This window comes from Clostridium uliginosum (assembly GCF_900112485.1).
Classification (GTDB): domain Bacteria; phylum Bacillota; class Clostridia; order Clostridiales; family Clostridiaceae; genus Clostridium; species Clostridium uliginosum.
In genome coordinates this window covers 21,745-36,365 of record NZ_FOMG01000006.1, presented here as the reverse complement: position 1 = coordinate 36,365, position 14,621 = coordinate 21,745, and the positions used below count along the sequence as shown (strand labels likewise).

Annotated in this window: 15 protein-coding genes; all 15 read right to left on the bottom strand. The window is 26.5% G+C overall.

Features of this window, described 5'->3' with window-relative positions; genetic code table 11:
* Positions 1-96 precede the first annotated feature (96 nt).
* The gene (locus tag BM027_RS18800; RefSeq protein ID WP_090089519.1) at positions 97-1,281 is read right to left on the bottom strand and encodes a GNAT family N-acetyltransferase; all 1,185 of its coding nucleotides are present in this window, start codon (positions 1,279-1,281) and stop codon (positions 97-99) included.
* 151 nt (positions 1,282-1,432) lie between these two features.
* Complete coding sequence (pseB, locus tag BM027_RS05650) at positions 1,433-2,491, bottom strand: UDP-N-acetylglucosamine 4,6-dehydratase (inverting) (RefSeq protein WP_090089518.1); 1,059 nt, start codon at positions 2,489-2,491, stop codon at positions 1,433-1,435.
* 122 nt (positions 2,492-2,613) lie between these two features.
* Positions 2,614-3,843, bottom strand: a complete 1,230-nt coding sequence (gene fliB / locus BM027_RS05645; RefSeq protein WP_090089517.1) for a flagellin lysine-N-methylase — start codon at positions 3,841-3,843, stop codon at positions 2,614-2,616.
* A 63-nt stretch (positions 3,844-3,906) separates the two neighbouring features.
* Positions 3,907-5,727: a motility associated factor glycosyltransferase family protein gene (locus BM027_RS05640; protein ID WP_175559946.1), complete on the bottom strand. Its 1,821-nt coding sequence runs from the start codon at positions 5,725-5,727 to the stop codon at positions 3,907-3,909.
* Between the two features lie 150 nt (positions 5,728-5,877).
* Entirely contained in the window at positions 5,878-6,690 is an 813-nt protein-coding gene (locus tag BM027_RS05635; RefSeq protein ID WP_090089515.1) for a flagellin N-terminal helical domain-containing protein, read from the bottom strand.
* Positions 6,691-6,943: 253 nt separating this feature from the next.
* Entirely contained in the window at positions 6,944-7,096 is a 153-nt protein-coding gene (locus BM027_RS18685; RefSeq protein ID WP_278320216.1) for a putative motility protein, read from the bottom strand.
* A gap of 214 nt (positions 7,097-7,310) precedes the next feature.
* Entirely contained in the window at positions 7,311-7,637 is a 327-nt protein-coding gene (locus BM027_RS05625; protein WP_090089514.1) for a flagellar protein FliT, read from the bottom strand.
* Between the two features lie 5 nt (positions 7,638-7,642).
* Entirely contained in the window at positions 7,643-9,205 is a 1,563-nt protein-coding gene (fliD, locus tag BM027_RS05620) for a flagellar filament capping protein FliD (RefSeq protein WP_090089513.1), read from the bottom strand.
* A 16-nt stretch (positions 9,206-9,221) separates the two neighbouring features.
* A complete protein-coding gene (gene fliS, locus BM027_RS05615) occupies positions 9,222-9,599 on the bottom strand; it encodes a flagellar export chaperone FliS (protein ID WP_090089512.1) in 378 nt (125 codons plus the stop codon).
* Positions 9,600-9,610: 11 nt separating this feature from the next.
* Positions 9,611-9,898 carry a hypothetical protein gene (locus BM027_RS05610; protein ID WP_090089511.1) on the bottom strand — a complete coding sequence of 96 codons (288 nt, stop codon included), beginning with the start codon at positions 9,896-9,898 and terminating at the stop codon, positions 9,611-9,613.
* Between the two features lie 50 nt (positions 9,899-9,948).
* On the bottom strand, positions 9,949-10,281 hold the full coding sequence (locus BM027_RS05605; RefSeq protein ID WP_090089510.1) for a flagellar protein FlaG: 333 nt from the start codon (positions 10,279-10,281) through the stop codon (positions 9,949-9,951).
* 235 nt (positions 10,282-10,516) lie between these two features.
* Positions 10,517-10,735 carry a carbon storage regulator CsrA gene (gene csrA / locus BM027_RS05600; protein ID WP_090089509.1) on the bottom strand — a complete coding sequence of 73 codons (219 nt, stop codon included), beginning with the start codon at positions 10,733-10,735 and terminating at the stop codon, positions 10,517-10,519.
* A gap of 4 nt (positions 10,736-10,739) precedes the next feature.
* Positions 10,740-11,168: a flagellar assembly protein FliW gene (gene fliW / locus BM027_RS05595; RefSeq protein WP_090089508.1), complete on the bottom strand. Its 429-nt coding sequence runs from the start codon at positions 11,166-11,168 to the stop codon at positions 10,740-10,742.
* Positions 11,169-11,180: 12 nt separating this feature from the next.
* Positions 11,181-12,452 carry a flagellar hook-associated protein FlgL gene (gene flgL, locus BM027_RS05590; RefSeq protein ID WP_090089507.1) on the bottom strand — a complete coding sequence of 424 codons (1,272 nt, stop codon included), beginning with the start codon at positions 12,450-12,452 and terminating at the stop codon, positions 11,181-11,183.
* Between the two features lie 77 nt (positions 12,453-12,529).
* Entirely contained in the window at positions 12,530-14,332 is a 1,803-nt protein-coding gene (gene flgK, locus BM027_RS05585; RefSeq protein ID WP_090089506.1) for a flagellar hook-associated protein FlgK, read from the bottom strand.
* Positions 14,333-14,621: the final 289 nt, after the last annotated feature.

Here is a 14,621-nt window from a genome sequence, read left to right as displayed (position 1 = left end):
TATAGTTATGTGTTTTTTCCTATAATAGACTCATTTACAAATTCAATAAATTTACCACTAAACTACTTATATTATTTGTTATACTTAATTACAACATCATTTTCCTATTACTTTTTGTAATTTGATTATATTTTCTTCTCTCTTAATAATTTCATAATTTAATTTATTAAATATTTTGAGAGAAAATATATTTTCACTTTTAACATATGCAGTAAGTTTCATGGTTTTTTGATTTTTTATTAATTCTTTTTCAAGCTCTAATAAAATCTTATATCCATATCCTTTACCCCTACTATTTTTTTCTATATTATAATTAATTGTATTTTCTCCATCTTTTAATTCAAGCCTTACTACACCAATGTTCTTATTACTATTAGCTAACAAATAAATTTTACAATTAGAATCATTTAGTTTTTTAGCGTACCACTCTACATGCTCTTCATAGGAAATTTTTGCAGTATCAAATGAATTTTTTCTTACCTCTTTATCATTTCTCCATTCATAGATTAATTTGCAATGCTCTTTATTTGCATTTATTAGAATTAAATCATCATCTATTTTTTTCTGTTCTATATCTATATTTATTTTTTCTAATTCTGGTTTTTCTTTCATTAATGCAATTATATCTTCCATACAAAAATATTCTTTATCACAAAAATATTTATATATTATAGAAATCAACTTATAATCTTCTTCAGTATCCAAGGTCCATCTCAAATTGGAATAATCCTCTTTATTTTTGTATTGAAAAATATTAAATATTGTATTATTATCCCAAATATATGGAGTTACATGTTCCCTATCTCTAGTACTTATGGCTTCATTGAAAGCTCTTTCTAGTGCATTGAAACTAAAAACTTCTGTATCTAATCCTCTAGGATAAGTCCTTTCAATTGTATTACTTACATAATCATATATTTCCTTATTATCTAGATAAGAATCAATTATCTTTTCACTAACCTTACTATCAGTTAAAGGACAATCGCTTGTAACTCTTACAACAACATCAGCTTTATTTTCTTTTGCCGCATAATAATATCTAGATAATACATCTTGCTCAGATCCTCTGAAATAGCTTACTCCTAACCTTTCACACTCGTCTACAATTGCATTATCTTTTTCTAACAGCGTTGTTGCTATTACTATCTCATCAATATTTCTAACTTTTTTTAATCTTTCAATATCATGTTCTAATACTGTTTTTCCACAAATTTGCTTTAATACTTTTCCCGGAAGCCTAGTCGAACCAACCCTAGCTTGTATAATGCAAACTACCTTCACCTTTTTCACTACCTTTTATAACAATTTTTAAGTGTTTTTAATAATTTAGATAATAGTATATATGTGTTGTACTTATAAATCTACATAGTTTTGAGTGCCCATTGGTAAATTCATGAATAAATCATCCTACAATATATATATATATATATATTTATTTAGTAATTGTAACCTCATTAAAATCTATATTATTAATTTTATATGAATCATATATTTTTAATTTAAGCATCTCTTTTCTTAAATCACCTACTGTAAGCCATTCTGTATTAGTCCCAGAATTATATTCAAATCCATTTTGAATCTTCTTACCACCTGGTGTCATAAATTGTTGAGAATTCCACCAATCAAAATGAGGATATATAATATAATGCTTTTCATATTCATATGTATTCCTAGCATCATCTTTAGTCACCATTACTTCATGCAACTTTTCTCCTTCTCTTATCCCTACTTCTTTCATCTTAACCTCACTTAACATAGCCTTTGCTAAATCAGTAATTTTGAAAGATGGAATTTTAGAAATATACGTTTCTCCTCCCCTTGATTCTTCTAATGCTTTAAAAACTAAATCTACACCTTGTTCTAGCGTAATCCAAAATCTAGTCATTTCAAAATCCGTAATTGGCAGTTCATTTACACCTGATTCTATTAAATCCTTAAAAAATGGAATAACCGATCCTCTGCTTCCAGCAACATTACCATATCTAACTACTGAAAATATAGTTCCATCCCCTCCAGAGTAAGCATTTGCTGAAATAAATAATTTATCTGAAACAAGTTTAGTTCCTCCATATAAATTAATAGGATTAACAGCCTTATCTGTAGATAATGCAACAACTTTCTTTACTTTGCAGTCAATTGCAGCATCTACTATATTTTGAGCGCCATGAATATTTGTTTTTATAGCTTCAAATGGATTATATTCACAAGCTGGCACTTGTTTCATAGCTGCTGCATGAATAACATAGTCTACACCGTTAAATGCCCTATATAATCTGTCTTTATCTCTTACATCTCCTATAAAGAATCTTAATTTATTTGCTTTATTAGGATATCTTATAGAAAAATCCTTTTTCATTAAATCTTGCTTAAATTCATCTCTTGAATATATAATTATTTTTTCAGGATTATATTCCTTCAAAACCATGTCCGTAAACTTCTTTCCAAAAGAGCCTGTTCCACCAGTTATTAATACTACTTTATTATTTAGCATAATTTTTTCTCCTTATCTTATATTCAATTTAAACATCTTATGATTTATTTAAATATATTTTAATTATTATATTTATTTTAAAAAGATTAAAGTTTTTATAAATTTCAACTTTTTTATTAATATTAATTTTTAATTAATAAACTCAAAAAAGCCATATTTAAATTGTTATCTTCCTTAATTGCTTCTAAAATACTATCTATATATCCTTTTGTATGTTCAATATTTCTTGAATATAAATATAATATTTTCATAACTTTATCATCATCAAGACATTTATAGTATTTTCCTATTCCTACTAAAAATATTTTCATTACAGCAAATTTAATTACTAATATACAATATTCTTCAAATATCTTGTCTCCACTTCTTACTGGAAATAAATTTAAAAAAACATCATTAACAAAATAATTTTCTAAAATATATTCTTTATCATCAAAAAAAGGCTTGTATATATCTTCATAACCTGTTTTATAACTTTTTATAATGTACTCTGGATTTTTTTCATCATAATCTATTCCCTCTAAAAACTTTAAGAACAAATTATTATAATCTTCAAGGACATTTTTATCTTTGATTTTGGTATTGCATATTGAATTAATTAAATCAAACTTAACTGTATATTTAAATTTTATATTATCAATATATTCTTTTATATATTGATTACAATATTTTTTTAAACTCTCATCTACTATACTATTAATTTTGGTTGATTCTCCATTATCTATAGCTTTTTGTACCTTATCTAAAATAAGTCCTAAAATAAAAATTCTCTCATGCAATTTAAAATTTTTATTTTGAAGCATGTCTATACTTACTTCTCTTAGTTTCCAAAAATTTTTATTTATTTCATTTTTACAATTTGTATCTAATTTCATACAAACAGAATATGTGTCTATATCTATCTCATCTTCAAATTGATCGAAGCTTATAGCTTGTTCGTTAAATAATAGTTTTGTTACTTCTGGACAAGATATATGACATGATTTTTCAATCATATTATCAACAATATTTATAATCCTTGGATATTGATTGCAAGTTTTAGATAAGTAATTTTCTCCATATTCCATATGTATTGTACACAATCCGTCTTTATCTAAAAATGGACATATTTTATTATTATCTAAAATTATTTTTGCATATTGATCATTCCCTATACCATCTTTATTTATTATAACATTCTTATTTATTACCTTCTTAATAGCTTGGGTATTACTGATTTTCCTATAATTTTTAAATGTTTTCTTATCTATATCAATCTTCCATCCGTGACAACAATGATATTCGCAATCATTTCCAGTACACTTAAATCTTTTTACATAATTTGGTTGTAAAACTAAAATTTTCTTTTTCATATGCATTTTCCCTCAACTAATATCTTAAATTTATAATAATGTAAATCAAAGTTTATTTATATATTATGAAGTATATTCTATATCCTTCTTTTCAAATGCAAATTTTACTATTTTTAAGCATTTATGAACATATTCATATTGTAATATCAATCCATTTATAATTGCTTTGTTTTTATCATCAATATTATTTAATTTATCTAATTTACGATCTGTACTAATTGTAACAGTATCTATATAAAGTCTTCCTGTAGGTCCAATAAACACGTTAAAAGTTTCAAAATTTTCAATTTCATCACATAATTCAAAAATTTTTCTTAATTCACTAGAAAAATTTTCGTTTTTAGATTTTCGCTTTAAATTATATGTTTTATCTAATCTTTTTTTTGATAATTTAATTAATTCTTCTATCTCGTCCTTATATCTTGATATCAAATCATTAAATTTATCTTTTTCAATAGAGTTACCTTTATTTGATAATGATACTAATTTTTCATATATATCAAATTCATTAGTACAGAATTTATTTATAGCCTCTTTAAAACTAATATTTGGCACACCTTCTATACCAAGACCTGCCTCACTGCAATTACAAACATCTATGTCTTTATCAAATATCTTTATGTAATCATCAAACCAATTTTTTATACCTATTAAATCATGTTTAGTATAAACTTCATTTCCATATATATCTATTTTCTTTTCATATCCTTTTTTTTCACCAAGTTTTTCATCTATAATATTATGATTATGAATTCCACCATCAGCATATCTATTATTATCGGTATAAGCTAAATCTTGCCCTATAAGTAGTATATGAGGTGATTGTAAGTAATGAGCAAGGACTAAAGCAATATTAGATACTGAAGGTCCACTTGAAAATGTATCAATTCCTAATCCTAGCCTTTTATACAATTCAATCATTGTAATATCATTATTTAAAACTAAAGACATTTTTAAACCTTTATAACACTCAACAGCTTTATAATGAACTGAAGATCCAAATACAAATATAGAATCATTATTTTTTAAACTTTGAAAAAGTTTAGCTTCCATTTCTTGTCCATCTAGTCCCATTATAATATGTGGAGTTATACCCTTTTTCTCTAATATATTAACTGCAGATCCTACTGCTATTATTAAAGCTTTGTTATATATTTCTTTTAAATATTCAGCATTTTTATTTAATGATGGACCTGCTGAAACAATTACTACTGGAATGTTTTTAAATTCTTCTTTCATAACATTAACATTAGGTATTTCCTTAATACAATCTAAAAGCCTTACTGTATTATTTAACCACATCTCTGAAAATGCTATTTCTGTTGCTATATTTGCTTTTAAATTAAATAATCCCTTATCTATTTCTTCATACATTTCTTTTATATATTGATTATTTATTTTTTTATAAATAGACATCTCTGCAATATGCACTTTTTTAATTTTGTTTTCACTTAAATAATCTGAAATTAACATTCTAATAATATATGGAGATATACCTACTATAAAAACAATATTCTCTGATTTTAAATATTCCGTAATATTCTTAAATTTTAACATTTTTTTAAATATATCTATATTAGGTTCTATGATTATCAATTTTTTTTCTTTATATTTTTCTACTAAATTATCTAAATAATATGCTAAACCTAATCCAACAACTAAAATTGTATCTTCATCTTTAACATTAATATTATTAATCCATTTTAAAGCTTCATTTTCAGGATTGTATCTACTATGAAGCCAAATTTCATCATCAACTAGCAAGTTTATCATTCCATTTTTACTTTTAACTTCTTGCAAATTATTTTGATTTTCTTGTTTTGAAATTTTTTCATATAAATCTTGATAATACTCTTTTAAAATTATCAAATTCTTATTTAACATAAATACATTCTCCTTAAATTTATATTTATATTTATATTTATATTTATATTTATATTTATATTTATAATTATAATATAATGTCTTAACTAAAACCATAGTTTATAAAAAAAAAGCCGACATAAGTCGACTTTTTTCACTAACCTACTAATATTATCTTAATAATTGAAGTACACCTTGTGGTTGTTGGTTAGCTTGAGCTAACATTGCTTGAGCAGCTTGTTGAAGAATATTATTCTTAGAGAATGACATCATTTCTTTTGCCATATCTACATCTCTAACTCTGCTTTCAGCTCCTTGAATGTTTTCAGAAGCATTGTTTAAGTTATTTATAGTATGTTCTAATCTGTTTTGGTTTGCTCCAAGTTTTGATCTTTCAGCAGATACTGTTTTAATAGCAGCATCTACTTTTGCAACAGCAGAAGCAGCCTTAGTGAATGTATCTACAGCAAGTGCATTTACTGATAATGCTCCAGATTTCATAGTTGCAATTTTTAAAGTCATGCTAGTACCTTTATCAGCACCAATTTGGAATTTTAAACTCTTTGCAGTACCATCAAGTAATTTTTGTTCATTGAATGTAGTTTTGTCTCCAATTCTATCAACTTCCTTAACTAATTCATCCATTTCTGTTTTGATAGCAGTTCTATCAGCAGTTACGTTAGTATCATTAGCTGCTTGTACTGATAATTCTCTCATTCTTTGAAGAATTGAGTGAGTTTCAGTTAAAGCACCTTCTGCAGTTTGAATAAGTGAAATACCATCTTGAGAATTTCTTGACGCTTGATCTAATCCTCTGATTTGTCCTCTCATTTTTTCAGAAATTGATAATCCTGCTGCATCGTCTCCAGCTCTGTTTATTCTTAAACCTGAGCTTAATTTTTCCATTGACTTTCCAGCTGTTCCAATGTTAGTAGCCATGTTTCTTTGTGCATTCATTGCGTTCATATTGTGATTGATAATCATAATAAATTCCTCCCTGATTTTAAACGGACATCCATGTCCTTATTTTTTATTTATCTAAAACTTAAAGCTTATAACTTTAAGGTTTAAAACTTTTTAAAATGTTTTTATTTATTGTTTATATTTATATTTCGTATTATATTTTTAATACTTTAGAGTTTTTTGATTATTTTTTTATTTATATTTAAATTATTTTACTAATCAATAAACTCTCATATTACATATTTCGATTAATTTATATATAACTTTAGCGTTTTTAAACAAATATATCTAAATTTATACTTTTTCCTGATTCAACCGACATATTATCTATCATTTTTGTCATTTGAGCTGACATTTTCTCTTCTGAATTCATTCCAAGCTTCATAACTGATAATTGGGTCGCTACTTTAAGTGAACTTTGAGCTATTCATATTGACATAGCACCTATATCCATAATCTTATCTCCTTTTTTCCTATAGCTAATAGCCGTTATCTCCACTTCTACAAGTAGAAATAACGGCTGCTGTACGCTACTGCATAAGTTCTTCTAAGCTTCAGATCAATATGGTATTTCTATTAAGAAAACTCCATCTAAAGATAATAATCGCTTTATCTTATACTAGTTATAAAACTAATATATTTTAAATTTTAGTTGAAAAGAAATTCAAATTTCTATTTATATTTATATATCCCTTATTAGCTTCTTTTCCAGCTTTTAATTTTTTTATATCATTTTTAACAGATATCATTTTTTCTTTTAAAGCATTTTCTAATTCCCTATCAAGCTCTCTTAAACCCATATCTTCATATATTTTTCTAAACTTACTTTTTTCCATATCTAAAAAAATAAATTTCTTTATAGTTTCTTCACGTTTTTCTAATAAAGCAACATCCTCTTTATCTTCTTTTATTAAATTTATAATTTTCAAATTTATTTCTTTGTATTCATTAAAAACATTAAAATTCATAACTATTATTTTCCAAGTAGTGAGGCTAAAGATGATTGTTGTGAATTAAATTTATTCATCATAGTTTCAAGAGTAGAATATTTAGAATACAAAGCTTGTTCTCTTGTTGCTAAATCTTTTTGCATATCTTTTATTTTATTTTCGTAATCAGATATACTTTTTGTAAGAGTATTATTTGTAAATGTAGATGTCCCTTCAATACCTACTTTCATAGCAAGTGCTGAATCGCTTCTCATTATTTCTTGATTCATAGTATCTTTTAATTTAGACAATATACCTGTTTGATTTTTTCTTTTTGTTCTCGCTTCGTCACTTGGCAAAGCATCTAATTCTTCTTTTGTAGGAGAACTTGTAGTAAATAATTTCGCCACGTTCTCAGTATTATCTCCTAATGCTTTAGTAAGTTTCTCTTCATCTATAGTAAATGTTCCATTATTGACTCCTGAATAATCTTTTACAGGTTTTATCCCAATTTGTTCAAGACTTAATCCGCTATCACTTATTAAAGTTCTCATTGATTGTTTTAAACTATCAGTAATACGTGAAATATCAGAATCCTTGTATAATTGTCCTGCTTTAACTTTTCCCTCCCATAACGTTATTTCAGTGTCTTTCATGTCCTTCTTTTGATCTGCAGTTAAAGGATCATAGCTTCTATCATGCTTAGTATTTATAGTGGTATTTAAATTTTTTATAAGAGTATTATAATCATTTACGAATTTAACAATCTTATCTTTTATTTCAGTAACATCTCTTTTACCTGTTAATGTAGCATCTGTTGTTGTTATATTATTAAATGTAAAAGTAACTCCATCAATAGTTGCTGTGTTACTAGTAAGTTTATTATCATTTGTAATATTATAAGAAGGATCACCTTTGCTATTTGTTATTGTTGCATTAAGATATTTATCTGTTGCTTTAAGAGTAGTATAAGGTGTTCCTGCACCGTCTTTACCATCAATTGTAAAATCGCCTTGTCCAAAATCATTAGCTGTAAAAACTATACCTTTACTAAAGTCACTGTATTTACCAGTTATATTTAAAGATTTTAATTGATCAGCACTTAAGCTACCTTTTTTAGCATTCTCTATTGCTTTATTAAAATTGTCTATTGTTGCTGTAGCATTATCTTTTGCTGTACTAAGATTATTTACAACATTAAATGTAATAGGAACTCCTGCACTAGTTGTTAATGTTTGTTGTCCAACTCCAACAGTATCTTTTAAAGTAGTTGATGCTTTAGCTGCCAATTGTGTTACCTTAACATTATAATTATCAAGAATTGCTTCACTGCTTGACGTTGCAGTTACTGCACTGTCGTTACTAGATGTAAATGCAACTGATTTATAGTTACCTGATAATAATAAACTATCTGATTTTGATATATCTAGATATTTATTAAAAAAATCACTTGATTGGGTCATTACATCCCTATATAATTGTTGTTTAATTTTAGTAACATCCTGTTTTTGTATTGTTTGATCCACTTTCATTTGATAAGGCTTCATTGTGTCTTTTACCATTGTATCTATATCTAGTCCTGATCCACTAAGTCCTGTAATTCTCATTTTAATTCACTCCTTATTATGCTTTTTTCGCTTTTTTTTCTGCGGCATACCATATATCTCTTATTTCTTCAATAAGTGGTATAACCTCATTTAATACTTTTACATCTTTTTTCATGTTTGCTTCAAAAAGTTTTTCATTTATAAAACCATAAACATTAAACATTTGCAGTGCCCAATCTCCTACTTTAGTATCAAGCGATGCTCTAAGTTCAGTAAATATGTCTTCTGTCTTAACTATATTTTCATGTGCCATTTTTATATTTTTATCTAGCATAGCTTGTCTTGCTATTTTAGCAAATTTAACTGCTCCATCAACTAACATTAATAATAACTGATCTTTTGATGCATAATTAACACTATTACTTTTATAAACATTATAACCATTAGGATACATTGTTCATCCTCCTATTTCTTTATATCTAAAACTCTTCCTTTAACTTTTAACTCAAAAGTTGCTTCTAATTTTTCAGCCTCAATATTTAATTGTCTATTTTCACTCTTAATAGCATCTATTGTAAGATACCTATTTTTATTTTGATTATTTTTAGACTGTTCTTTTTCTTTCTTTTTTTTATTATTCGTTAAATCCTTTGCTACGCTTACTCCATTGCTATTATGCACTTTATCATCTTTGGTTTCTTCTTTTAATTTGTTTCTAATATCAGTATCAATTTTGTTTAATATAAACTCCACTTATATATCCCCCTTAGGCATCTGAAATAGAAAAGTAAATTGAAGATTCCTTAAGCTTTCTTGTCAAATATTCCACATTGTTTACACATACTAGCAACCATATCTAGGATCTTTTCAGACGGAACCTCCATAATAATATCTTTAGTATTATCATCTACTATTTTTATCATTATTGTTCCTAAGTCCTTGTGTACAGAATATTCAGTATGTACTTTTTCATCATCAAGAAACTTATTTAGCTTTAACAATGCCTTATCTAAATCTTCTTTATTTATTGACTCACTCTTATCAACTTCTTTTATAATTACATCCCTATTCGAATTAACATCTACTGTATAAGGCATATTATGTGTATTCCCTTGGCTTACAACATTAATATCCATATTAATTCCTCCTAAATTTAAAATTACTATATTAACAATTAATAATATTGTTGTTCTTCTTATTTTTAAATAATTTAGCTATTTTCGATTTTATCCTTTGTGAAATATTGTTATTTATAAAATTATTTTTTACATGTATATGTTGTATTAATTATTCTACAATTAAATTCTTTTTGCACACTTAGTCCAAAAGGCGTTTTCATGTAAAAACTTAATTTCAACATATATATTAATTTTATTTTTTCTTTATATTCTTTAATAAATCCATATTAATTTTCATAGCTTCCTTATTTTCCTGTTTTACTTCTTCATATAATTCTTTTCTTAATATTGTTATATCTTTAGGTGCATTTATTCCAAGTTTTACACTTCCATCATCCAACTTAGCTATAGTTATTTCTATATCATCACCTATCATTAGTGATTCACCTTTTTTTCTAGTAATAATCAACATAATATCACTCCTTCATTAAAGGATGCTTAATTGCATAATCTGCATTATCTAATATTATTTGTTCCCCTAATTTATTAGAAATATTTATAACGATTGGTGCCTGCAAATTAGTAGTAATTTTCTTAGGATCTGAATTTAGCGTTACTGTTGTTAGTACCATAACCTCTTTTGAATCTTTTACTTCTAATCTTTTAATTAAATTCTCTTTTAAATCAATTTCATAGTTTTTAGAATACTCAAATGGTGAGATTACTATAAGCCCTACTTCATTATCATCTAATGATTGAAGTAATTTAAATGGTTCACATTCTTTTAAATCCAAAAGTATAAAGTTCTTAAGCTTCTCATCAAAGCCTAGGATACTTTTTTTAAAATTAATTATACTCTCTTCTCCGTATTCGATTTTTCCATGAATCTTTGAAACAAATACCACAGTTATCCTCTCCTATCTTAAGTAGTCTAATATGGTTGTTGGAAGTACTTTAGCACTGGTTTGAAGTGATGCCATATATATAGTTTGCATTACTGAATATTCCATCATCTTTTGTGTAAAATCAATATCTTCAGTTTTTGATAAGATATCTGTCATATTTAAATTTTCTGCTTCATTATTAGATTGTGCTGACTCCATTCTATTTGTCATAGCTCCAACTTGAGATCTTTTTTCTAGTAAATTATTTGTTATATCATCTACTTCTTTTATACATTCTCCAGTTATTTTTGATATATCAGGAGCTTCTGTATGTGGTGGTACAATAGGAGTAGTTGAAGGATTTAAATTATAAATTATCTTATTTAAAGTATCCATAATATTTGTTCCATTCCCCTGCATTACATCTGTTGCAGTCTTATTGTAGTTAATTAAAACACCTTGGGATACTTCAACATTTAAATTGGCATTAATTTGATCTAATGAATTATAAGAAGATAGTGCCTTTTTAACATCATCTGTTGTAAATTCTGCTCCTGCTGTTGGTGCTAAAGTATTCTCAAATAATGATTCTACAGTTGCAGGAGGAGTTCCAGTACCTACATCACTAAGATTGATAACCTTATTAGTAGGTGGTGCAGGTGGCGTAGACGTAGAATCATTAATTGTTATTGTTACTTTATTAGTAACCTTATCCTTAACAATTTCTCCAATACTCTTATTATTTTTAGGTACAATGCTACTATTAATTGGATTTTTTGATAAATCAATTTTCATTCCATCATCAGCGTTAGTTATTGCATTTCCGTCTTTATCTGCATAACAAAGTTCTCCATTATCATTTACCATAACCGGTTTAGATGTACTCTTAGTTCCACCAAATATATAAGCTCCATCAAAGTTAGTATTTAAGATTTCAGATACTTGATTTACCTTTTGTTTTATTTCAGCTTGAATTGCTTTTTTTTCATTAACTCCGTAAGCTCCATTACCAGCTAATACTAATAATTCTCTTACTCTACCAAACACATTTCCTGCTTGACCTAATGCTGTATCTGTTGTATCTAACCAATTAGTTGTATCTTTTATATTCTCATTGTATTGTTTATTCGCTGTAATTTCACTATGCAATTGCATACTTCTTGATGCCTTATATGGGTTATCTGAAGGTTTATTTATTTCCTTACCTGAAGATAATTGTGATTGAAGAGTTTGCATATTATTTAAATTCATCTTCATATTACTCAGATAATTTGAAGACAACATGCTTGTTGTTATTCTTTGCATATTATTCACGCTCCTAATTTTTATCTAAACATTTTTATCTAATAGTTCATACTAAATCATAAATTTTAATTCTCAATCTACTTCTTTAAACCATTTATTACTACATCTAACAGTTCATCTACTGTTGAAATCACCTTAGCATTTGCTTGATATGCATGTTGAAATTGAATTAGATTTGTTGTTTCTTCATCTAATGAAACTCCTGAAGTTGATAGTCTTTGCATTTGCAAATCTTGAAGTTGCTTACCTACAGTATCAACATCTCTAATTGCAGCTTCTGCATTTACACCAAGTGTATTTGTTATGTCTCTAAAATAAGCATCTATGGTTGTTCCTTCTTTACTTGCTTGTAAACTTATATTTTCAGCACTTGAAAAACTAATTCCAGAACAATCTGATTTAAAAAACTTTTCTCTATTATCAATATCTTTAATGCTAGCCATATTAATTTTTAAATCTCTAAGCTTTGCAATTGCTAAAGCTCTTTCTCCTGCTCTTTCTCCTTTTTCAGAAGTTGCTCCACAATTTAATTTAGATACATCTTCTAATAATGCTTTATTAAGAGTTATGTTTTTTGCACTAATTCCATTTTCATCTGTTCCATTAGTAAATACAAGTATATCTGTAATCTGTTTAGTTCCATCTGAACTTCCTGTTTGAATTGCATTAACTGAATATGCAAGTGCTGCCGCTATTTGATCTAATTTTTTCATATAATCTTTTACATTATTTTGTACGCCTTGATTTCCTGCAATTTCACCTTTTATTTGGTTAGCATCAATACTAACACTATTAGTAGCAGGATCACATTTATATGTTTGAAATACTTTCTTATTTATATCATCAAATGATGTCATAGATGTAATTTCATTTTCATCTTTATCTGAAACTATTCCATTTTTATTTGCTATTAGAATTCTGTTTTGAATTAAATTATCTGCAGTTTCTTGTGCTTTTTTAGGATCTCCTGTAATTGTAATAGTTTTAGGTTCTACTTGTAAATTTCCTAATGGATAATATTTTAATATTACCTCTCCTGTTGGGTTCCCATCTTTATCTTTTGTAACATCAGCACTCTTAACATAAGAAAATCTAGTATACTTGTCATCAGTTGGACTTGAATTCACTAAATTATTTATTGGATTCTTTGAATTTTGAAATCCATCTGCTTTAAGATCTATTGCTTCCCTGTCTTTTCTATCAATAGTTATACCAAATTTGCTACTTAATTGATCTAATAAATTATCTCTGCTATCCATTAAATCATTAGGTTTTTGTCCTACTGCACATACACTTGAGATTTGCTTATTTAATTCATTAATTTGATTTAAATAACTATTAACATCTTTAATATTAATTTGTAATAATTGTTGATCATTAGAAATTGAATTTTCTAATTGTGTGTATATGTTGTTCAACCCATCTGCTAAAGTTGAAGCTTTTTGAAGTGCTACCGTTCTTGCTGCTGATTTTTCAGGTGTTTTCTCTAATTCTTGAAATGAATCATAAAATTCTCCTAATATCTGTTGTATCCCAGAGTCAGATGGTTCTCCAAATATACCTTGAACTTCATTTAAGGATTTATCTTTAACTTGAGAAATTCCAAGCTTTCCATTTTGCTCTCTCACTTGGTAATCCATAAATGAATCTCTGATTCTTTCTATTGATGATATTTCAGCTCCTGTACCAACTTGTCCTACTGAACAGGTATCGAATTTTGACATGCCTCCAAAAGGTCTTGTTGTTGTCGCTACTGCTCTTTGTCTTGAAAATCCTACAGTATTTGCATTTGCAATATTATGAGACGTTGTATTAATTGCACCCTGTTGTACATTTAAGCCTCTTTTTGCTACTGTAAAAGTATCAAATAATCCTGCCATTTAAAATCTCCCTTTCACGCTCCATAACATCCTTGTTATCTATAATTTCCCCATCCTTGTTTTTATATTTATTTTTTTAATCTTTTATAATATATATGTTCTAATTAAGTTAATACATTTATAATCTTTTATATGATTTTTATAGAAAATTATATCTTTAATTAACAATATCTAATTAGAAGCATATATATCATAAATTTTCTATATAAGTTCCTCACTATACTGATGAGTTATAACATTTACAAATATTCTAAGATTTATATTAATAAACAAACTTTATTGGAACTTA

Bases quoted from the DNA above. Each gene is read 5' to 3' on its own strand.
- pseB (WP_090089518.1), bottom strand. From the start codon at position 2,491: ATGCTAAATAATAAAGTAGTATTAATAACTGGTGGAACAGGCTCTTTT.
- fliB (WP_090089517.1), bottom strand. From the start codon at position 3,843: ATGAAAAAGAAAATTTTAGTTTTACAACCAAATTATGTAAAAAGATTT.
- BM027_RS05640 (WP_175559946.1), bottom strand. From the start codon at position 5,727: ATGTTAAATAAGAATTTGATAATTTTAAAAGAGTATTATCAAGATTTA.
- BM027_RS05635 (WP_090089515.1), bottom strand. From the start codon at position 6,690: ATGATTATCAATCACAATATGAACGCAATGAATGCACAAAGAAACATG.
- BM027_RS05625 (WP_090089514.1), bottom strand. From the start codon at position 7,637: ATGAATTTTAATGTTTTTAATGAATACAAAGAAATAAATTTGAAAATT.
- fliD (WP_090089513.1), bottom strand. From the start codon at position 9,205: ATGAGAATTACAGGACTTAGTGGATCAGGACTAGATATAGATACAATG.
- fliS (WP_090089512.1), bottom strand. From the start codon at position 9,599: ATGTATCCTAATGGTTATAATGTTTATAAAAGTAATAGTGTTAATTAT.
- BM027_RS05605 (WP_090089510.1), bottom strand. From the start codon at position 10,281: ATGGATATTAATGTTGTAAGCCAAGGGAATACACATAATATGCCTTAT.
- csrA (WP_090089509.1), bottom strand. From the start codon at position 10,735: ATGTTGATTATTACTAGAAAAAAAGGTGAATCACTAATGATAGGTGAT.
- flgL (WP_090089507.1), bottom strand. From the start codon at position 12,452: ATGCAAAGAATAACAACAAGCATGTTGTCTTCAAATTATCTGAGTAAT.
- flgK (WP_090089506.1), bottom strand. From the start codon at position 14,332: ATGGCAGGATTATTTGATACTTTTACAGTAGCAAAAAGAGGCTTAAAT.